At 69.8% G+C, this 20192-nt stretch carries 19 protein-coding genes; 12 read left to right on the forward strand and 7 right to left on the reverse strand.

Features of this window, described 5'->3' with window-relative positions:
- Window positions 1-9 precede the first annotated feature (9 nt).
- Together AS850_RS04840 and AS850_RS04845 are read left to right on the forward strand one after the other, a co-directional pair.
- The gene (locus AS850_RS04840) at window positions 10-918 is read left to right on the forward strand and encodes a carbohydrate ABC transporter permease (RefSeq protein WP_236940887.1); all 909 of its coding nucleotides are present in this window, start codon (window positions 10-12) and stop codon (window positions 916-918) included.
- Window positions 919-1039: 121 nt separating this feature from the next.
- Window positions 1040-2368, forward strand: coding sequence for an ABC transporter substrate-binding protein (locus AS850_RS04845; protein WP_119868105.1), 1329 nt, complete (start codon window positions 1040-1042; stop codon window positions 2366-2368).
- Window positions 2369-2374: 6 nt separating this feature from the next.
- On the opposite strand, the gene AS850_RS04850 is transcribed toward AS850_RS04845, so the two are convergent.
- Complete coding sequence (locus AS850_RS04850; RefSeq protein ID WP_119868106.1) at window positions 2375-3274, reverse strand: helix-turn-helix domain-containing protein; 900 nt, start codon at window positions 3272-3274, stop codon at window positions 2375-2377.
- Window positions 3275-3340: 66 nt separating this feature from the next.
- Between AS850_RS04850 and AS850_RS04855 the strand changes: the two genes are divergently transcribed.
- The 7 genes from AS850_RS04855 to AS850_RS04885 all read left to right on the forward strand — a co-directional run bounded on the left by AS850_RS04855 (window position 3341) and on the right by AS850_RS04885 (window position 10197).
- Window positions 3341-5551, forward strand: coding sequence for a hypothetical protein (locus AS850_RS04855; protein WP_119868107.1), 2211 nt, complete (start codon window positions 3341-3343; stop codon window positions 5549-5551).
- A gap of 81 nt (window positions 5552-5632) precedes the next feature.
- Window positions 5633-6160 carry a peptide-methionine (S)-S-oxide reductase MsrA gene (gene msrA / locus AS850_RS04860; protein ID WP_119868108.1) on the forward strand — a complete coding sequence of 176 codons (528 nt, stop codon included), beginning with the start codon at window positions 5633-5635 and terminating at the stop codon, window positions 6158-6160.
- 56 nt (window positions 6161-6216) lie between these two features.
- The gene (locus tag AS850_RS04865; protein ID WP_119870130.1) at window positions 6217-6435 is read left to right on the forward strand and encodes a methyltransferase; all 219 of its coding nucleotides are present in this window, start codon (window positions 6217-6219) and stop codon (window positions 6433-6435) included.
- Window positions 6436-6615: 180 nt separating this feature from the next.
- Window positions 6616-7383 (forward strand): single-stranded DNA-binding protein, encoded by a 768-nt coding sequence (ssb, locus tag AS850_RS16665; protein ID WP_216819855.1) that lies wholly within the window; start codon window positions 6616-6618, stop codon window positions 7381-7383.
- Window positions 7384-7427: 44 nt separating this feature from the next.
- On the forward strand, window positions 7428-7925 hold the full coding sequence (locus tag AS850_RS04875; protein WP_119868109.1) for a DUF6993 domain-containing protein: 498 nt from the start codon (window positions 7428-7430) through the stop codon (window positions 7923-7925).
- Between the two features lie 113 nt (window positions 7926-8038).
- Window positions 8039-9721 (forward strand): energy-dependent translational throttle protein EttA, encoded by a 1683-nt coding sequence (ettA, locus tag AS850_RS04880; protein ID WP_119868110.1) that lies wholly within the window; start codon window positions 8039-8041, stop codon window positions 9719-9721.
- Window positions 9722-9723: 2 nt separating this feature from the next.
- Window positions 9724-10197, forward strand: a complete 474-nt coding sequence (locus AS850_RS04885; RefSeq protein WP_119868111.1) for an acyl-CoA thioesterase — start codon at window positions 9724-9726, stop codon at window positions 10195-10197.
- A 395-nt stretch (window positions 10198-10592) separates the two neighbouring features.
- Here AS850_RS04885 and AS850_RS04890 read toward each other — a convergent pair whose 3' ends face one another.
- A complete protein-coding gene (locus AS850_RS04890) occupies window positions 10593-11513 on the reverse strand; it encodes an acyl-CoA thioesterase (RefSeq protein ID WP_119868112.1) in 921 nt (306 codons plus the stop codon).
- A 21-nt stretch (window positions 11514-11534) separates the two neighbouring features.
- Between AS850_RS04890 and AS850_RS04895 the strand changes: the two genes are divergently transcribed.
- Together AS850_RS04895 and AS850_RS04900 are read left to right on the forward strand one after the other, a co-directional pair.
- Window positions 11535-12212, forward strand: coding sequence for a hypothetical protein (locus tag AS850_RS04895; RefSeq protein ID WP_119868113.1), 678 nt, complete (start codon window positions 11535-11537; stop codon window positions 12210-12212).
- Between the two features lie 111 nt (window positions 12213-12323).
- Window positions 12324-13175 carry an NAD(P)H-binding protein gene (locus tag AS850_RS04900; RefSeq protein WP_119868114.1) on the forward strand — a complete coding sequence of 284 codons (852 nt, stop codon included), beginning with the start codon at window positions 12324-12326 and terminating at the stop codon, window positions 13173-13175.
- A gap of 21 nt (window positions 13176-13196) precedes the next feature.
- Here AS850_RS04900 and AS850_RS04905 read toward each other — a convergent pair whose 3' ends face one another.
- The 5 genes from AS850_RS04905 to AS850_RS04925 form a co-directional block, all read right to left on the reverse strand.
- The gene (locus AS850_RS04905) at window positions 13197-13589 is read right to left on the reverse strand and encodes a globin (protein WP_119868115.1); all 393 of its coding nucleotides are present in this window, start codon (window positions 13587-13589) and stop codon (window positions 13197-13199) included.
- Window positions 13586-14701, reverse strand: a complete 1116-nt coding sequence (locus AS850_RS04910) for a mechanosensitive ion channel family protein (RefSeq protein WP_236940827.1) — start codon at window positions 14699-14701, stop codon at window positions 13586-13588. Before AS850_RS04910 ends, AS850_RS04905 begins: the two co-directional genes overlap by 4 nt.
- Window positions 14702-14788: 87 nt before the next feature.
- Window positions 14789-17347: an aminopeptidase N gene (gene pepN, locus AS850_RS04915; protein WP_119868116.1), complete on the reverse strand. Its 2559-nt coding sequence runs from the start codon at window positions 17345-17347 to the stop codon at window positions 14789-14791.
- A 52-nt stretch (window positions 17348-17399) separates the two neighbouring features.
- The gene (locus AS850_RS04920) at window positions 17400-17996 is read right to left on the reverse strand and encodes a cysteine hydrolase family protein (protein ID WP_119868117.1); all 597 of its coding nucleotides are present in this window, start codon (window positions 17994-17996) and stop codon (window positions 17400-17402) included.
- Window positions 17993-19477, reverse strand: a complete 1485-nt coding sequence (locus AS850_RS04925) for a purine-cytosine permease family protein (RefSeq protein WP_119868118.1) — start codon at window positions 19475-19477, stop codon at window positions 17993-17995. The genes AS850_RS04920 and AS850_RS04925 overlap by 4 nt, the downstream gene beginning before the upstream one ends.
- 55 nt (window positions 19478-19532) lie before the next feature.
- On the opposite strand from AS850_RS04925, the gene AS850_RS04930 reads away from it, so the two are divergent.
- Entirely contained in the window at window positions 19533-20165 is a 633-nt protein-coding gene (locus AS850_RS04930; protein ID WP_119868119.1) for a mycothiol-dependent nitroreductase Rv2466c family protein, read from the forward strand.
- Window positions 20166-20192 lie beyond the last annotated feature (27 nt).

Below are 20192 nucleotides of genomic sequence, written 5' to 3' on the forward strand. Positions count from 1 at the left end.
AACGCACCCATCCGCCCCGCCAGCAGCTTCGACGACGCCAGCGCTCCCACCCCGCAGAAGGGGCGCGGGCCGCGCGAGAGCGTCCTGTCCCGGTCGGCCGCGATGGTCATCATGGGCGTCTTCACGCTCTACTTCCTGATCCCGATCTTCTGGCTCCTGGTGTCGTCGACGAAGACCGTCGGCAACTTCAACTCGGGCTTCTCGCTCTGGTTCTCCGCCACCTCCCTCCAGGACGGCATCGGCAACCTCGGCAAGCTCTTCACCTACCAGGGCGGGGTCTACCTGCGCTGGATGGGCAACTCGATCGTCTACGCGACCGTCGCCGGAGCCCTCGGCACGATCCTCTCCGCGATGTGCGGCTACGCCCTGGCGAAGTACCGCTTCTGGGGCCGCGAGGCGCTCTTCAACATCTTCCTCGGCGGCGTCCTCGTCCCGGCGACGGCTCTCGCGCTGCCGCTGTTCCTCATCTTCAGCCAGGTGCAGCTGACCGACACCTTCTGGTCGGTGTTCCTCCCCTCGATCGTGAGCCCGTTCGGCGTCTACCTGGCCCGCATCTACGCGGCGTCGAGCGTCCCCGACGAGATCGTCGAGGCGGCCCGGATCGACGGGTCGGGCGAGGTCCGCACGTTCTTCACCGTCTCGATCCGGCTCATGTCGCCGGCCCTCGTGACCGTCTTCTTGTTCCAGTTCGTCGCCATCTGGAACAACTTCTTCCTGCCCCTCGTGATGCTGCGCACTCAGTCGCTCTTCCCCGTCACGCTCGGGCTCTACACCTGGAACTCCAACGTGAGCCAGTACCCCGACCTCCGCACGCTCGTCCTCATCGGGGCGTTCGTGTCGATCATTCCTCTCCTCGTCGCCTTCCTGAGCCTCCAGCGGTTCTGGCGGAGCGGCCTGGGGTCAGGCGGCCTCAAGTAGGCCGTTGCTCCTCCCACACAGCAGTACCCGTTCCACCCGCTTCACCTCTCGGTAAGGCAACGACGTCGTTCCCTCCGGCACCGGCCCTCCCGCCGGCACCGCTCCCTTGATTGGAAATCACATGAAGAAATCGAAGTACCTGCGGATCGCGGCCGTCGCCGTGGCCGCGTCGATCGCCCTCGCCGGCTGCAGCGCCGGCTCGGGCTCCGGGTCGTCGACGACCTCCGCCGACGCCTGCAAGCCGTCCTCGGGCAAGGTCACCCTGAACTTCACGACCTGGGTGCCGAACATGGACAAGGTCGTCGCCATCTGGAACAAGGCGAACCCCGACATCCAGGTGAAAGCCTCCGTCGTCGCCAACGGGAACAGCGGCACGTACCAGAACTTCTTCAACCAGCTCAAGGCCGGGAACGCTCCCGACATCGGGCAGGTCGAGTACGACACGCTGCCCGCCTTCCGCATCCAGGACGGCCTCACCAACATCGCCTCCTGCTCCGGCGTCTCGGCGGTCAAGTCCGACTTCGCCGACGGTCTCTGGAACCAGGTCACCTTCGGCGAGGCGAACTCCGTCTACGCGATCCCGCAGGACTCCGGTCCGATGGCGCTCTACTACCGCAAGGACCTCTTCCAGAAGGCGGGCCTGTCGGTCCCGACGACCTGGGAGGAGTACGCCCAGGACGCCGTCAAGATCAAGGCTCTCGGAGGCAACATCACCAACTTCGCCAAGGGCGACGTCAACCAGTTCGCCGGGCTCGTCTCCCAGGCCGGGGGTCAGTGGTTCTCGACCAAGGACGGCACCTGGGACGTCAACCTGACCGACGCCGCCTCCACCAAGGTCGCGAACTACTGGCAGGACCTCATCTCGAAGAAGCTCGTCAACACCCTGCCGAGCTTCACCGACCAGTGGAACGCCGCCTACGACTCCGGCCAGGACTGGACCTGGGTCTCCGCCGTCTGGGGTGCCAACACCATCTCCAGCGGTGCTCCCAAGACCACCGGCCAGTGGGCCGTCGCCCCGATGCCGCAGTGGACCGCAGGCGAGACGAAGGCGGCCGCCTGGGGCGGTTCGTCCAGCGTCGTCTTCAAGGGCAGCAAGCACCCCGCCGAGGCCGCGAAGTTCATCACGTGGCTGAACACCTCGGAGGAGGCGCTCTCCGCCCTCAACAAGGAGGCCAACCTGTACCCGGCCTCCTCGACCGGGACCAAGCTGGCCGCGCTCAACGAGGGCGTCCCGTTCTACGGCAACCAGAAGATCTACCAGGAGTTCGCCACCGCCGGTGAGAACATCCAGCCGTTCACCTGGGGCCCGACCATGACGCAGACCTACAGCGACGTCTCCGACGGGTTCGGCTCGGCCGCCTCCGGCCAGGGCACGCTGCTCGACGCTCTGAAGGCCGGTCAGACGAAGACCATCGCCGCCCTCAAGGCGCAGTCGATCACGGTCAAGTAGTCCGTCTCACCGAAGAGGCATCGCGCCGGGATCCCCTCCCGGCGCGGTGCCTCTTCCTCGTCGGTGCTCGCGGCGGTAGGCGGCCGGCGTCGTGCCGCACGCGGCGCGGAACCGGTCGTAGAACTGGCTCTGCGACCCGAAGCCCGCGAGGTGGGCGATGTCGCCGATCGGCTCCGCGGTGGCGATCAGGAGCCGCTGGGCCTCGGCCACCCGGCACTGGGCCAGGTACGCGCCGATGCTCGTCCCCGTGACCCTCCGGAAGACGGCCATCGCGTGAGAAGGATGCACGTGCGCGGCGGCCGCGACGTCCTCCACCGTGAGCGGGCGCGCGAAGTTCTGCGCCAGGAAGCGGGCCATGCCGGCCGCGTGCGCCAGCGACTCCGTCCCCGGGCCTCTCGGGTCCGGCGCGCGGGCGCCCGCGGCGGCCGGTGTCGGCCGGCTCGTCACCGCCGTCCGGGAAAGACGCCGGACGAACGCCTCGATCTCGAGCTTCGCGGTGTCGCGGAGGAAGTCGTCGCCGGAGGCGAGGTCGACGCTCCAGCCGGCGAAGCGCGCGACGAGCTCGGGTACCGGGCCCCGCGGCTCCTGCGCGACGAGGTCTCCGCTCACGACGGCGGCGACGAACGGCTCCGGCAGCGACCAGGAGAGGAACACGTCGAGGGGGATCGTCAGCCAGGTGACCCTCGCGCCCTCGGGCACCTCGACGAGCTGGTGCGGCCGCGCCGCCCAGAACCCCGCCACGGAGCCGGCAGGCAGCGTCACCCGCCGCCCGCCGAGCAGGTAGGCGAGATCGCGCTCGGCCAGGTTGAACTCGATGTCGTCGTGCTGGTGCGCCACGGTCATCGGACCGGTCTCGTCGTTCCAGCAGGAGAAGCCGAAGCTCGGCCTCGTCGTGTCGATGAGCATCGGATCCCGGAATCCCTGTCGAAGAAAGCGGAAGAATCCCAGAATCCTACTGCCTAGCCTGGGGTCATGACCACAGACACCGCCGTCTCCACCGTCGCCGTCGAGCGGTCCGAGTACCGGTTCACCTGGTCGCCGTCGACCGACCGCTTCGTCCTGCAGGATGCCCGGGGCCTCGAGATCGTGTCGGCGCCGCTCCAGCCCGCGGTCGTCCTGGAGAACGCGACGGTCGCGTCGGGGATCGTCGAGGAGGTCGACGTCGACGACGACGCCCTCGTCGTCCGCTACGCCGGCGTCAACGGCAGCGGACGCCTCGAGGTCACCGTGCGCTTCCGCGACGACGGCCTCCGGTTCGAGGCGCCCGTGTACCGCTCCGACGTCGTCGACGAGGTCGTCTCCCTCCTCGCCTTCGCCGAGACGGCTTCGGGGATCGCTCAGCCGGGCCTCGCGATGGACTACCTCGTGCACCCCGGGGGGAGCGAGTCGTCCGTCCTCGGCCCGGTCATCCCGGCCGGGCTCCGGCTCGACCTCACCACCTGGCTCGGCCGCGGCTCCAACGACTCGGCCGACATCGTCGCGGCGCAGTGGGGACTGCCGATCCACTACCTCGCCGGCTTCAGCATCGAGGGCTCCATGTGCGAGCGCGGCGCCCTCACCGACCGGCTCTCCGCGTCGTTCTGCCTCGGGCTCGCGGAGGTCCCGACCGGAGACCTCGTCCTCCGGCACCGCGCGGGCCGGGTCTCGCCGGAGCTCCGCCTCCACTCCGACCTCTGGCACCAGGCCACGGCGGGTCAGGGCGAGCTGCGGCTCGGTGCCCCGTGGCTCCTGACCGTCGCTCCCACCTACGACGAGGCCGTCCGCGCCTACTACCGACTCGCCGCCCTGTCGGGCGCGACCACGGTGCGCGAGCGCTCGCCGCGGCAGCTCGACCTGCTGCGGCGGTCGCAGTTCAACACCTGGGGCGCCCAGTGCGCCGCCGGGACCGCCGTGGAGCACTTCGATCAGGCCGCCCTCGAGTCGATCCGTCGGGATCTGGTCGAGAACGACCTCCGTCCGGGGATCTTCGTCGTCGACGACAAGTGGGAGGGGGAGTACGGCCTCCTGGAACACGACGAGGGGCGCTTCCCCCGGTTCGAGGAGTTCCTCGACTCCCTCCGCGACGACGGGATCGAGGTCGGGCTGTGGGCCGCGTTCCTCCGCTGCGACGATCCCGCGAGCCATGGGCTCGGCCTCGAGCACATGCTCTGCGATCCGTCCGGCCGGCCCGTCACGCGCGGCAACCAGGGACACACCTACTACCTCTTCGACGTCACGCAGGAGCCGGTGCGGCGTCGGCTCCGGACCCTCGCGCAGCGATTCGTCCGCCGCTACCGCCCCGCGCTGGTGAAGTTCGATTTCGGCTACGAGCTGCCGTCGCTCCGCTTCGCCGCCCCGCGGGATCGGTCGTGGTCGGGCGAGCTCCTGCTGGTCAAGGCGCTGGAGGCGGTCATCGGGGCCATGCGCGAGGTCGACCCCGACCTCCTCTTCATGTACTACAACCTGTCGCCGCTCCTTCTCGAGTGGGTCGACCTCCACTCGACGGACGACATGTACCTCGACGCCGACGAGTACCACCTCGAGGCCAACCGGCGGCTCTTCTTCAGCTCCCTGCTCGGCGAGATCGGCGTTCCGAGCTACGGCTCGGGCGGCTACGAGTGGCTCCGGATGCAGGACATCTGGTTCGACACCGCCGCGTTCGGCCCGATCGGCTCGCTCGGGAGCTTCCACGGGGACCCGCGGGACTCCAGCCCGACCGACGTCGACCTCGCCCGCTACGCCGGACTCGCAGCGCTGACGCGGTCCGGCACGACCTTCACCGCCCGGGCCCTCGCGCCGGCCTACCTCGGCGGGTCGAGCGGCGCCCGCTCGGCGTCCTGGGCGCGGTTCGAGGTCGGCGCCGCGACCGTCGTCGCGCTCCGCACGCTGACGCTCGACGGCGGACGGCAGGAGGCGGCTCTCCCGGGGGTCGTCCACTCCACCGGCGCCGTGGTGGTGGCGTCGCTCACCGAGACGGGGATCGCCGCTGCGGGCCGGATCGGGATCGTGGCCGTCGAGGAAGCGCGGGTCGCGCTGGTCGGGCGGGGCGGGTCTCCCGCGCACGCCGTCGCCCACCTGCGGGGCGGCGACGTCGTCGAGGTCCCCGTGGAGACGGTCGGCGACGACCTCGTCGTGACGACCGGCCCTCGGGACGCGTCGGGGACGCCGGTCGAACGCGTGGAGGTCGTCGTCGAGAGCCGGTGACGGAATGCGCCGCTCTGGGAAAACGTTGTGACGTCGGGGTGCACCGCAGGGGTGCACCAGCACGGAGAGTAGGTTTTCCCCATGACGACTTTCACGCTCGCAGGTGGCTGCTTCTGGTGTCTCGACGCCGTCTACCGCACCCTCCAGGGGGTGAGCGACGTGGTCTCCGGTTACACCGGCGGTCAGGTCGGCAACCCGAGCTACGAGCTCGTCTGCACCGGCACCACCGGTCATGCCGAGGCGGTCCAGGTGACGTTCGATCCCGAGGTCATCCCGGCCGACGTCATCCTCGACGTGTTCTTCACGCTCCACGACCCGCGCCAGCTCAACCGCCAGGGCGCCGATGTCGGCACCCAGTACCGCTCCGCCATGTTCTTCACGGACGACGCCCAGAAGGCCGAGTTCGAGGCGGCCCGCGATCGTGCGTCCGAGTACTGGGAGGGCGGGATCGTCACGACCATCTCGCCGCTCGAGGAGTGGTTCGCCGCGGAGGAGTACCACCAGGACTTCTTCGCCAAGAACCCCGGTCAGGGCTACTGCCTCGCCGTCGCCCTTCCCAAGGTGAACAAGATCCGCAAGTCGTACGGCAAGTACGTGCTTGCTTCGTAGGAGGTCCGCGCGGGTCCTCCGCGCCGTCTCCGCGTCGATAGAAAAGGAGCTCGATGATGAGCGACACCGCCAGTACGACGACCAACCGCACCTGGGTGGCCCAGGGGCCCGCAGGGGTCGTGGGGTCCATCCACCGGACGCACGACGGATTCTCCATCCGCGTCGGCCGGGCGGAAGAGTACCACGGCGACTTCCCTACTCTCGACGTGGCGAAGAGCGCGCTGCACGCGGCGCTCGGGCCCGGCGCCGACAGGCCCGAGTTCAGCGAGCACTGAGGCGCTCGATCGGGGAGCGCTAGGTCGCGTGCCCGGTGCCGAGTGGGTCGCGCGCTCCGTGCACGCCGACCGTCCGCCTCCGGCGGCGGGATCCCTCCACAGCACGGCCCGGTAGGCGAGTTCTCCCCAGAGGGAGTCTCGGCGGCCGGGCCGTTCTCCGTGCGGCGGGAGACTCGCTGCATGACAGACACGATCTCCCTCACCGGCGTCGTCGGCACGACGCCCAAGTCCCTCCAGACGCAGACCGGCCTCTGGATCGCGAGCTTCCGGCTGGCGTCCTCGCAGCGACGCTTCGACCGGCAGAAGAACGAGTGGGTCGAGTCCGATCCCAACTGGTACACGGTCAACGCCTTCCGGCAGCTCGCCGACAACGTCTCCGTGTCGCTCTCGAAGGGCGACCGGGTGGTCGTCACGGGGCGGCTCCGCATCCGAGCGTGGGAGTCGGGCGACCGCACCGGCACGACCGTCGAGATCGATGCCGAATCCGTCGGCCACGACCTCTTCTGGGGAACGACGACGCTGACGCGCATCTCCCCGGCGGGCGGCTCCGCCCGCTCCGACGCGGTCCCGCAGGAGTCGCGGGTCGCCGCGTCGGCTGCGCTCGCGCCCGCGGGCGGCGCGTCGTCCCCGGGGGTGGCGCCCGGCGGTGGCGCGGCGTCTGCCGGTGGGGCCGCGGCCTCGTGGGGCGTCGGGCTCGTTCCGGTGTCTCCGGGGTCGGGCGTGGCAGAGGCTGTGGGTGCGGCGGGTGCGGCGGGTGCTGTGGGTGCGACCGGTGACGTCGGTGCGCTCGCCGCATCCGGGGCGGCCCTCGTCGGGGCGGTCTCGATCGGAGGGGCTGCGGCTGAGTCCGCGGGCGCCGACACGGTCGCGCCGGATCTCGTGACGGCCGGTTCCGGCCCCGGGGCCCGGGAGCGCTGGCACGGCGACGACGCCGAGGCCCCCTTCTGACGTGGCTACCCGTCGCAGCCCGGGGTGGCCCGTAGACTCGCCCCGTGTTCCTCCGTTCTCCGCGCCTCACCATCGCGGGCATCGTCTCGCGGGTCGCCGTCGTCGGGCTGTGTGCGGTCGCCCTGACGTCCTGCACGAGCCAGGCGCCGGATCCTGCGGTCTCGAGTTCCGCGGCGTCGTCGGCCTCGGCCCGGCCCTCCGCGACACCCGCGCCGCGATTCAGCGCCGACGCGTCGACGCCCGAGGCCCTGCGCTTCTTCGACGCCACGGTGACGACGCTCCTGAAGACCGACCCGAAGCCGCACGGACGCGACGTGATCGACGCTCTCGTCAAGGCCGGTTTCGACAAGAAGGCCATGGAGATCACGGCCGACCAGACCACGCTCGGGCGCGACGTCGACTCGATCGAGTTCTCGGTGCTCTGGAAGAAGAAGGACTGCCTCGTCGGCCAGGTCGGCTCGTCGGGGTTCGGGAGCGCCTCGTCGCGCGTCCTCGGCACCGGCAAGTGCCTCGTCGGCCAGACGCGCGCGATCGACTGGTAGGAGGCACCGCCTCGTCGCCGGCTGCGGGCGACTCCTCCGACATCGGGAGGGGCGGGGCGCGCGGCGGCTCCCGGGCCGTCCGGTGCCGCGGCGCGAGCCAATAGACTCGACGCATGGCCGAATACATTTACTCGATGGTCCGTGCTCGGAAGACGGTCGGCGACAAGCTGATCCTCGACGACGTGACCATGTCGTTCCTGCCGGGTGCCAAGATCGGCGTCGTGGGCCCGAACGGCGCGGGCAAGTCGACGATCCTGAAGATCATGGCGGGTCTCGACACCCCGAGCAACGGCGAGGCCAAGCTGTCGCCGGGTTACTCGGTGGGCATCCTCATGCAGGAGCCCGAGCTCGACGAGACGAAGACCGTCCTCGAGAACGTCCAGGAGGGCGTCGGCGAGATCAAGGGCAAGATCGACCGCTTCAACGAGATCTCCGCCCTGATGGCCGAGCCCGACGCCGACTTCGACGCGCTCCTCGCCGAGATGGGCACCCTCCAGGAGGAGATCGACACCGCCGACGCCTGGGATCTCGACTCGCAGCTCGAGCAGGCGATGAGCGCCCTCCGCACGCCGCCCGGAGACGCCCTCGTGGTCAACCTCTCCGGTGGTGAGAAGCGTCGCGTGGCGCTCTGCAAGCTCCTCCTCCAGCAGCCCGACCTCCTGCTCCTCGACGAGCCCACCAACCACCTCGACGCGGAGAGCGTGCTCTGGCTCGAGCAGCACCTGACCAAGTACCCCGGCGCCGTCCTCGCCGTGACCCACGACCGGTACTTCCTCGACCACGTGGCCGAGTGGATCGCCGAGGTCGACCGCGGTCGTCTCTACCCCTACGAGGGCAACTACTCGACCTACCTCGAGAAGAAGGGCGAGCGGCTCCAGATCCAGGGCAAGAAAGACGCCAAGCTGGCCAAGCGGCTGTCGTCCGAGCTCGAGTGGGTCCGCAGCAACTCGAAGGGCCGCCAGGCCAAGTCGAAGGCCCGTCTGGCCCGCTACGAGGAGATGGCGACCGAGGCGGAGCGCACCAGGAAGCTCGACTTCGAGGAGATCGTGATCCCGGTCGGCCCGCGCCTCGGCAATCAGGTCATCGACGCGAAGAAGCTCGAGAAGGGCTTCGACGGGCGTCGCCTGATCGACGGGCTGTCGTTCACCCTGCCCCGCAACGGCATCGTCGGAGTCATCGGCCCGAACGGCGTCGGCAAGACGACGCTCTTCAAGACCATCACCGGTCTCGAGCCTCTCGACGGTGGCGACCTCAAGGTCGGCGAGACGGTCGACATCTCCTACGTCGACCAGAACCGCGGCGGCATCGACCCGAACAAGAACCTCTGGGAGGTCGTGTCCGACGGGCTCGACTACATCCAGGTCGGCAAGACGGAGATCCCCTCGCGCGCCTACGTGTCGCAGTTCGGATTCAAGGGCCCCGACCAGCAGAAGAAGGCCGGCGTCCTGTCCGGTGGTGAGCGCAACCGCCTCAACCTCGCGCTCACGCTCAAGCAGGGCGGCAACCTGCTCCTGCTCGACGAGCCCACCAACGACCTCGACGTCGAGACCCTGGGTTCGCTCGAGAACGCGCTTCTGGAGTTCCCCGGCTGCGCCGTGGTCATCACTCACGACCGGTGGTTCCTCGACCGGATCGCGACCCACATCCTCGCCTACGAGGGGACCGCCGACAACCCGGCCAACTGGTACTGGTTCGAGGGCAACTTCGAGGCCTACGAGGAGAACAAGATCGAGCGTCTCGGTGCCGACGCGGCCAAGCCGTCCAGCACGACGTACCGCAAGCTGACGAGAGACTGACGATGGCACGGCTGCACGTCCCCACCGTCCTGCGGTGGGGAGATCTCGACGCGTACGGGCACGTGAACAACGCCGAGATGCTGCACCTGCTCGAGGAGGCCCGCATCCAGGCGTTCTGGGCGGTGGGCGACGAGTCCGACGACCACGCGTCGACGGCCATCCTCGACTCGAGCCCCGACACCGAGACCTGGAGTCTCATCGCCCGGCAGGAGGTGGAGTACCTCGCGCCGATCGCCTACACGCGGCAGCCGCTCGACATCCAGCTCTGGATCGGTCACCTCGGCGGTGCGAGCCTCGAGATCTACTACGAGGTCTTCTCCCCGGTCGGGGTGGAGCCCCGCATCCTGCACACCCGCGCCGCGAGCACGCTCGTGCTCGTCGATGCGGCGACGCAGCGCCCCCGGCGGATCAACGACGCCGAGCGCGCCGCCTGGTCGCCCTTCACGGACGAGCCGCTGACGTTCCGTCGCCGCTGACGCGCCCCGGCGCTCGCGCCGGGGGTGCGGCTCGCGCCGCCCGCGGCTCCTGCGTGACTCCACGACTCGCCGCTCATGTTCGTGGAACGCGGCCAATCGTGGAGTGTCGCGCCCTGCGCGGAGGCGCTGCGGCACGTGCCTCCGGCGAGACTCCACGACTCGCCGCTCATGTTCGTGGAACGTGCCCAATCGTGGAGTGTCGCGCCCCGGGCGGAGGCGGTGCGGCACGCGGCTCCTGCGTGACTCCACGACTCGCCGCTCATGTTCGTGAAGCGTGGCCAATCGTGGAGTGTCGCGCCCCGCGCGGAGGCGGTGCTGCACGCGCCTCCTGCGAGACTCCACGATTCGCCGCTCATGTTCGTGGAACGTGGCCAATCGTGGAGTCTCGACGGAGGCTAGTACCCCGGAACCCGCGTCATCCCCTCCTGCGCCACACTCGCCAGGAGCCGGCCGTCGCGGTCGTAGAAGCGGCCCTGCGCCAGGCCCCGTCCGCCCACCGCGGTCGGCGACTCCATCGCGTAGAGCAGCCACTCGTCGGCGCGGCCGGGCCGGTGCCACCACATGGCGTGGTCGAGGCTGGCGATCTTCATGCCGGGCGTCGACATCGGGAGGCCGTGCCGGCGGAAGATCGGCTCGAGGATCCCGAGGTCGCTCGCGTAGGCCAGCGCCGCCCGGTGGAGAGCGGGGTCGTCGGGGAGAGGCCCGATGGTCTTCATCCAGAGCGCCTGGTGGGCGACGTGGGCGCCCTCGACGCGCACGAAGATCGGCGAGGGCACGTGGCGCACGTCGAAGGGGCGGCCGTTGGCCCAGAACCGGGCGGCAGGATGCTCGATGCCCGCGAGCGACTCCGCGAGCGTCGGCAGCGACTCCGGATCGGGGAGGTCGGCGGCCATCGGCAGCTGATGGTCGAGTCCGCTGTCGACGGTCTGGAACGACGAGATCGTCGACATGATCGGCACGCCGTTCTGGAGGGCCTCGGTGCGCCGGGTGGCGAAGGACCGGCCGTCGTGACTCCGGTCGACCTGGAACTCGATCGGGAGCTCCACCTTGCCGGCCCGCAGGAAGTAGGCGTGCATCGAGTGCGCGACCTTCTCGTCGGGCACGGTGCGCTGTGCGGCGATGAGCGACTGCGCAAGCACCTGCCCGCCGAAGACGCGCCCGTTCGGCTGCCACTGGCTGGGACCCTCGAAGACGTCGAGCGGAGCGGACGAGCCGCGCCCGGCGGATCCTGCGGGACGAGGCGTGAGCTCGAAGACGTGGAGGAGGTCGGCGAGGGGATCGTCCGGCGCGGAGCCGGGCTCGGAGTGTGCGGTCATCAGCGGTAGTTTAGAGCGCCCATGTTTACTGCATTCACGCTTCCGGATTCGCTGTCGCTCGACGACCTCCACACCTTCCTCGGGCGCGCGGCGACGGTGGACGACGGCTCCACGCGTCTCGTCGGCGCCGGGGGAGTGCTGGCGGTGTACGTGGGCGTGCTCGCTCCCTCCGGCATCCTCGACCGGGCTCCGACCGTTATGGGACTCCGCACGTACGCCGTCGCCGACGAGCGGGACTTCGACGTGGTCGTGCCGATCCGCGCACTCCTCGACCGTGTGGCGCGGCTCCGGAACGACATCCAGGATCCGACGGCACCGATCCAGATCCTCGTCCCGCCGGTCGTCACCGCGGCCTCCTGGGCGGCGATCACCCCGCCTCGGGGCGGCTGGACTCCCGAGGCCGACGTGGACGCCGACCTCCTCGAGAGCGCGGCCAAGGCGGGCATCGACGAGGTGGCCGCCACGATCCCCGCGGGGACCGGCGAACAGATCGTCCACCGCGTCCGGTCGGAGGTGTGGTCTCGGCCCGTCGTAGGGGCCGACGCCGTTCCGAGCGGTGCCGCCTTCGCGGCGCTTGCTCTCGGGTTTCTCGGCGCCGACGACCGGGTGCGCCTCTTCTCGTCCGGTCCGTGGCTGCGCGTGAGCACGAGCCGCGGTCACGTCCTGGTCAAGCAGCGCGGCGGTCCGGGCTCCCTCTGACGCCAGCGCGCGGCCCGCTCGCCATCGCCGGCCCGCAGGATGCCCGACCTCTGCCGCAGCGGCGCCCGACGACCCGAGCGGCTCTGCACCCGCCCGGCGTAACGTCGAAGCATGTCACTTCTCCTCACCGGTGCCACCGGTTACATCGGGTCCTCCGTCCTCCGCTCCCTCGTCGAGCGCGGCCACACCGTCACAGCCCTCGTCCGCTCCGAGGAGAAGGCGGCGCAGGTCGGCGCCGCGGGGGCGAACGCCGTCGTCGGCAGCATCACCGACCTCGACCTCCTGCGGCGTCTCGTCGCGGAGAGCGACGGCGTCATCCACACGGCGTCGCCGGGCGACGAGACGAGCGCCGCCGTCGACGGTGACCTCGTCGATGTCGTCGTCGGGGAGTTCTCCGGCACCGATCGCCCGTTCGTCCACACGGGCGGCATCTGGATCTTCGGTGCGGGCGACGACCTCGACGAGTCGACGCCCCCGAAACCGCTCCCCATCACGGGCTGGCGGCTCGACGTGGAGAGGAAGGTCCGCGAGTCGGACGTCCACACGACGATCATCGCGCCGGGAATCGTCTACGGGCGCGGCGCCGGCATCCCGAGCATGCTGATCGGGCAGGGCGAGGTCCGTCTGGTCGGCGACGGGTCGCAGCACTGGACCTCCGTGCACGTCGACGACCTCGGCGTCCTCTACGCCCTCGCCTACGAGAAGGCCGCGGCGGACGAGTACTACCTCGGCGCCTCCGGCGAGAACCCGACCGTCCGGGAACTCGGCGAGGCCGTGTCGCAGGGCGCCGACGTGGTGGCGGAGAGCGCGCAGGAGTCGCGGGACCGCCTGGGCGAGGCCTTCGCCGACGCCCTCCTCCTCGACCAGCAGGCGAGTGGGTCGCATGCCAAGGAGAGCCTCGGCTGGACGCCGAGCGGCCCGTCGCTCGTCGACGATCTCGCTTCGGGCAGCTACACGCGCTGAGCTCGCGGCTGGAGCGGGGGCCTACGCGTCGAAGGTGTTGACCATCGCGTGGGCGGCCCGCTCCAGGTAGTCCCAGAGAGTGGCGTCGTCGAGCGGCGAGAGGTGGAGCGAGTCGACCGCCTCGCGCATGTGGAGGAGCCAGCGGTCGCGGGCCTCGGGGTTGACCTTGAACGGCTGGTGCCGCATCCGGAGCCGCGGGTGACCGCGCTCCTGGCTGTAGGTCGTCGGGCCGCCCCAGTACTGCTCGAGGAATCCCGTCAGGCGCTGGATCGCCCCTTCGAGGTCGTCGGCCGGGTACATGGGCCACACGACCGGATCGGCGCGGATGCCCTCGTAGAAGGTCCTGACGAGCGCCTCGAAAGTCGGCCGCCCGCCGATTCTCTCGTAGAAGGTCTGGGTGGGGGCGTCGGTCATCGGGGCTCTCCGGGATCGCGCGGCGGACGGGAGTCGGGCCGTCCCGACTCGCCGGGTCGCTCCGTGGTCGTCTTCGGGGCGCGGGGTGCGCGAGGGGCCGACGGCGCCTTCCGCTTCGCGATCGGGGTGGGCGCCGTCTCGACGGGGCGAGCGCCCCGGACCGACGTCGCCTCGTCGAAGCCGGTGAGGACGACGCTGTGCAGGCTCGGGAGGACGAGGCCGAGGTCGTCGGTCGTCTTCTTCAGACGGGACCGGAGCTCTCGCGCGACATTGTCTTTCTCCGCCGAGCGGGTGCGGACGACGAGACGGACGACGAGCGCCGACTCCGAGATCGACTGGAGCCCCCACAGCTCGGGCTTCTCGACGACGCGGTTCCGCCAGCGCGGCTGATTCGTGAGTTCCGTCGCCGTCGCGAGGATCCGCTCCTGCACCGTGTCGATGTCGGCCTCGTAGGGGATCGCCAGGTCGATGATGACCCGCGCCCAGCCCTGCGACATGTTGCCGACGCGCAGGATCTCACCGTTCCGGACGAACCAGAGGGTGCCGTTCACGTCGCGCACCTGCGTCACCCGGATGCCGACGGCCTCGACCACGCCGGTGGCGAGTTGGACATCGACCACGTCGCCGACGCCGAGCTGGTCCTCGACCACCATGAAGACGCCGCTGAGGAGATCTTTGACGATGTTCTGCGCGCCGAACGCGAGCCCGGCGGCGACGACTCCGGCGGCGCTGACAATTCCGACCGTCGGGATCTCGAGGATCCCGATGATGGTCGTCAGGGCGATCACCACGACGAGGACGCTGACGACATTGCTGAGAAGGCTGCCGAGGGTGCGCGTGCGCTGCACGACGCGGACCGCCTGGAGCGGGGACGCCACGAGCGCCTGGGTGTCCTCGACGTTCTGCTTCTTCTTGACACCGTTGACGATCTGGTCGACGCTGCGCCGGATGGCGAAGTGCGCGATGACCCGCACGATGATGGCGCCGACGACGACGCCCAGGATCTTGATCGGAATGCCCCACATCGACCAGAACGCGTCGACACCGCTGGCGGCTGCCACGACGACGCTCGGGGTCGATGAGGCGGCGAGGAGAAGGGGGGAGGAGATCATCCGAACCATGCTAGGGCCGTCGTCGACGGAGAGGCTGAGGGCGGGCGGGGGCCGCGCCCGCGGAGAGGCGCGACCCCCGCCCGGCGATCACTGGTCGGCGGCCTGGACGCGCAGCGCGCGTTCGGTTCCCGCGACGTTCTCCGCGACGAGTCGGCGGAGCGCAGGAGTCTCGGGGTGGCTCTCGAGCCACGCCTGAGCTGCCGTCACGAGCTCGGCGTCGGCCAGACCGGCCGGGTAGAGACCCGCCACGAGCGTCTCCGCGATGTGATAGCTGCGACTCTCCCAGATGCCGGTCAGCGAGTCGAAGTACTTCGACACGACCGGTCGGAGGATCGACGGGTCGTTCGTGTGCTGGAAGCCCATCGACGTGGCGCGGACGATCGCGTTCGGGAGCTCGTCGGAGTCGACGACACTCGCGAAGGCGCGCAGCTTGCCGTCGGACGTCGGGATCGTCGCGCGAGCGCGAGCGGCAGCCTGGGCGCCGTTGGCGGTGTTGTCCGCAGCCAGGGCGGCGTCGATCTCGGCGTCGCCGGCCCGACCGACGAGCACGAGGCCCTCGAGGAGCTCCCAGCGCAGGTCGGTGTCGATCTCGAGCCCCGGAAGCGAGACGGTTCCGTCGACGAGGCCCTGGAGGGTGTCGCCGTGCTCCTCGGTCGAGGCGACGTTCGCGAAGAACTTGACGAACTGGAACTGCGCGTCGGATCCCGCCTCGGCCCCCTGGGCGAGAGCCCAGAGCCCATCGCCGACGGCCGTGATGGTCTCCCCGCGGCGCGACGGCGCCACGTAGCTGCGCGCGACCTGCGCCAGCTGCGTGAGCGTCGTACGGATAGTGGTCGACTCGGTCTCCGTCGCGATGTTCGCGAGGACGAGGCGCACGTAGTCGCTCGGTGCGGTCTCGGCGTCGCGGGTCGCGTCCCAGACCGAGCCCCAGACGATGGCGCGGGCGAGGGGGTTGTGGATCTTCGAGAGGTGCTCGATGGCGGTGGCCAGGGACTCCTCGTCGAGGCGGACCTTCGCGTAGGCGAGATCGTCGTCGTTCGTCAGGACGAGGGCGGATTTCGCCCTGCCGACGAGCTCGGGGACCTCGGTGCGCTCACCGTCGACGTCGATCTCGACGCGGTGCACGCGCACGAGGCTCTCGCCCCGCTCGTCGAGGTCGTAGAAGCCGATGGCGAGGCGGTGGGGGCGGATCGTCGGGTAGTCGGCCGGCGCCTCCTGCAGGATCGCGAACGACGTGATGACGCCCTCCGCGTCGGTCTCGATCGCCGGGCGGAGGGTGTTGACGCCGGCCGTCTCGAGCCACTTCTCGGACCAGCTCGTCAGCTCGCGGCCGCTGGTGGTCTCGAGCTCGGTGAGGAGATCCTTCAGCTCGGTGTTGGAGTGGTGGTGCTTCTTGAAGTAGGCCGCGACCCCGGCGTAGAACGCGTCGATCCCGACCCAGGCGACGAGCTGCTTGAGGACCGATCCGCCCTTGGCGTAGGTGATGCCGTCGAAGTTGACCTGGACGTCTTCGAGGTCGTTGATCGTGGCGACGACGGGGTGGGTGGAGGGCAGTTGGTCCTGGCGGTAGGCCCAGCTCTTCTCCATGGCCTGGAAGGTCGTCCATGCCTCGGTCCACTCGGTGGCCTCGGCCGTCGAGATCGTGGAGGCCCACTCGGCGAAGGACTCGTTGAGCCACAGGTCGTTCCACCACTTCATGGTGACCAGGTCGCCGAACCACATGTGGGCGAGCTCGTGGAGGATCGTGACGACGCGGCGCTCCTTGATGGCGTCGGTGACCTTGCTGCGGAAGACGTAGGTCTCGGTGAAGGTGACGGCGCCGGCGTTCTCCATGGCGCCGGCATTGAATTCCGGGACGAAGAGCTGGTCGTACTTGTCGAAGGGGTAGGGGTAGTCGAACTTCTCCTCGTAGTACGCGAAGCCCTGGCGGGTCTTCTCGAAGATGTAGTCGGAGTCCATGTGCTCGCTGAGCGACTTGCGCGTGAAGATGCCGAGGGGGATCTCGCGACCGTCGGAGCTCGTGAGCTGCGAGCGGACGACGTCGTACGGGCCTGCGACGATCGCCGTGATGTAGCTCGACATGACGGCCGTGGGCGGGAAGACCCAGGTGGCGACGGCCGTCGCGGGATCGGACCCCTCGACGGTGGGCTCGGGCGTGATCGAGTTGCTCACGACCTCCCAGCGCGCCGGGGCCGTGACGGTGAACTGGAACGTCGCCTTGAGGTCGGGCTGCTCGAAGACGGCGAAGACACGGCGGCTGTCCGGCACCTCGAACTGCGAGTAGAGGTACACCTCGTCGTCGACCGGGTCGACGAAACGGTGGAGTCCCTCACCGGTGTTCGTGTACTCGGCGTCGGCCACGACCGTGAGGACGTTGTGCTCGGCGAGGCCGTCGAGCTGGATGCGCACGCCGTCGGAGACGGTCGACGGGTCGAGAGCGTCGCCGTTGAGGGTGACGCTGTGCACCGTCCGCGTCAAGGCGTCGATGAAGGTGGAGGAGCCGGGCTTGGCGGAGAAGGTCACCGTGGTCGTGCTGCCGAAGACCTCCGCCCCGCGCGTGAGATCGAGGTCGACCTCGTACGACTGGACATCGAGGAGGCTCCTGCGCTCCTGCGCTTCGACTCGGGTGAGGTTCTCTCCAGGCACAGCGGTCTCCTTCTTCGATGACGGGGATGTGGGCTCGTGGCCCACAGCCACATTACCGGCGGGGGACTTCGCCGATCCGGTTATCCACAGGCAGCGCGGCGAGGACGTCCGCGATCGTCGTGATCTCGATCAGCGGCGCGTAGAGGGACAGGGCGTCGAGCGCCCGCTGGTGGTCGAGCGGCGTGAGCCCCGCGCAGGCGTCGGCCACGACTCGGACCCGCACGCCGGCATCCGCCGCGGCGAGCGCGGTCGACAGGATGCAGCAGTCGGTCGAGACTCCCGTGAGGACGATGTCGGTGGGGTGACCCAGGGCATCCTGCGTGCCGTCGTCCCACTTGCCGAAGGTCGTCCGGGTCACGATCGTGGCGTCGCCCGCCGGGATCTCCGCCACCAGGTCGTAGAGCGGATCGTCGGCGGGGACGAGGGCGAACGGCCAGTCGCGGTAGTAGGGGATCCAGGCCCCCGCGGGCTCGGCCGGGGCCACGAAGCGGGTGAGCGCGACCCGGGTGCCGAATGCGGGACGGAGGCGTGCGGCTCCTGCGCTCGCGACCGCGAAATCAGGGGTGAACCATTCGCTGCCGGTGTCGCCGAAGACGTTCTGGAGATCGACGGCGACGAGCCAGGGCGGGGCGTCGAAGGAGAGCGTCACGCGATGTCCCGGTCGAGGAACGCGAGGCCCTCCTGCTGCTGCACGACGGGCCGCATGAACAGGAGCGTGCCCAGGTAGCCGATGACGAGGGCGGCCAGGACGCCGAGGTTGGCGCCGCCCCACTGGGCGCCCAGACCGAACAGCAGGTAGCCCTGCCAGCCCAGCCAGGTGGCGTAGGTGTTCTGGACGAGGCCCCAGCCGACGAACGTCCCGAGGACGATCAGGCCGACGGTCACCCACTGGACGCTGCCGTACCGGCCGCGGGCCGTGAAGAGGTCGGCCGTCGAGTAGTCCTTCCTGCGGAGCTGGACGTCCGCGAGGAAGATCCCGGCCCAGGCGGCGATCGGGACGCCGAGCGTGATCAGGAAGCCCTGGAACGGCCCGATGAACGAGGTGGCGAAGAACGCGACGTAGACGGTGCCCGCGATCATCACGACGCCGTCGACGGCGGCCGCCGCATAGCGCGGGATCGGGATCCCGGCGTTCAACAGGGAGAAGCCGGAGGAGTAGATGTTCAGCACGGAACCGCCCACGAGTCCCAGGACGGCCACGAGGGCGAACGGGATGAGGAACCAGGTCGGCACGATCGTCGCGAGGGCCCCGATCGGGTCGGCGCCGATCGCGGCGGAGAGGTCTTTCGAGCTGCCCGCGAGGAGGAGTCCGAAGATCAGCAGGATGACGGGTGCCAGCGACGACCCGAACGTCGTCCAGAAGACGACGCCCCGGCTCGAGGCCGAGCGGGGGAGGTAGCGCGAGTAGTCGGCCGCCGCGTTCACCCAGCCCAGGCCGAAGCCGGTCATCATGAAGACGAAGCCGCCGATCACGGCCGGCAGCGACCCCGCCGGAAGGGACGAGACGGCACCGAGGTCGATCCGGTGGGCGGTCAGGACGATGTAGAACACCGTGAGCACGCCGGTGGCCACGGTGATCCACTTCTGCAGCCGCATGATGAAGTCGAACCCGAGGATCCCGCCGATCACGACGAGGACGGCCACCACGACGAGGGCGACGATCTTCGTGAGCACGCCGCCGTGGAAGCCGAGCGTGTCGAAGACGGTCGCGGTCGCGAGCACGGCGAGCGAGGTGAGCGCCGTCTCCCAGCCGACCGTGAGCACCCAGGAGATGACGGAGGGCAGCTTGTTGCCGTGCACGCCGAAGGCGGCACGGCCGAGAGTCATCGTGGGGGCGTTGCCGCGTTTCCCGGCGAGGGCGATGAGGCCGCAGAAGAGGAACGAGACGACGATCCCGAGGACGCCGATCACGACCGCCTGCGCGAACGAGACCTGGAACGCCAGGAGATACGCTCCGTAGCCGATCCCGAGGACGGAGACGTTCGCGGCGAACCACGGCCAGAAGAGCTGCCGGGGCGATCCCCGGCGCTCCGACTCGTCGACGACGTTGACGCCGTTCTGCTCGATACCGGCAGCGGGGACCGCGTCGGGCACGGCGAGGGACCTCTCTGATGGAGCTTCGGTCGTCATGACATCTCTTCTCGCTCACGGCCGGACGTCGAGCCCCGCGTTCTAGGCTCAACCTATGACCGATACCGTAGCTTCCGAAACGCCCCCCGTGGCCACCACGACCGCCGTCGACTTCTGGTTCGACCCGTCGTGTCCGTGGGCCTGGATGACGAGCCGCTTCGTCGACGAGGTGGCCCTCCACCGCGACCTCGACGTCACCTTCCACGTGATGAGCCTCGCGATCCTCAACGAGGACAACGAGGCGATGCAGGATCGCCTGCCGAAGCTCCTCCGCTACACCCGCCTCGTGGCGGCGGCCGCCGAACTCCACGGCCAGCAGATCGTCAAGCCGCTCTACGACGCCCTGGGGCAGCGGATCCACGTCGAGGCCATCGACGACCAGGACGCAGTCATCGCAGGAGCCGTGGCCGAGGTCGGCCTTCCCGACGACTTCGCCCGGTACGCCGACAGCGACGAGTACGACGCCCAGCTCCGCGCCAGCCACAAGGACGGCATCGACCGGGTCGGGCAGGATGTGGGCACCCCCGTCATCGCCGTGAACGGCACGGCCTTCTTCGGCCCCGTCATCTCGCCCGCGCCCAAGGGCGAGGTCGCGCTCACCCTCTGGGACGGCGTCGTCGCCGCCGCCTCCTACGACGGTTTCTTCGAGCTGAAGCGCTCGCGGACCCGCGGCCCGGACTTCAGCTAGCCCGCTCGCAGCGAGGTCGGTGGCCGC

It is taken from the genome of Frondihabitans sp. 762G35 (assembly GCF_002074055.1).
Lineage (GTDB): Bacteria > Actinomycetota > Actinomycetes > Actinomycetales > Microbacteriaceae > Frondihabitans.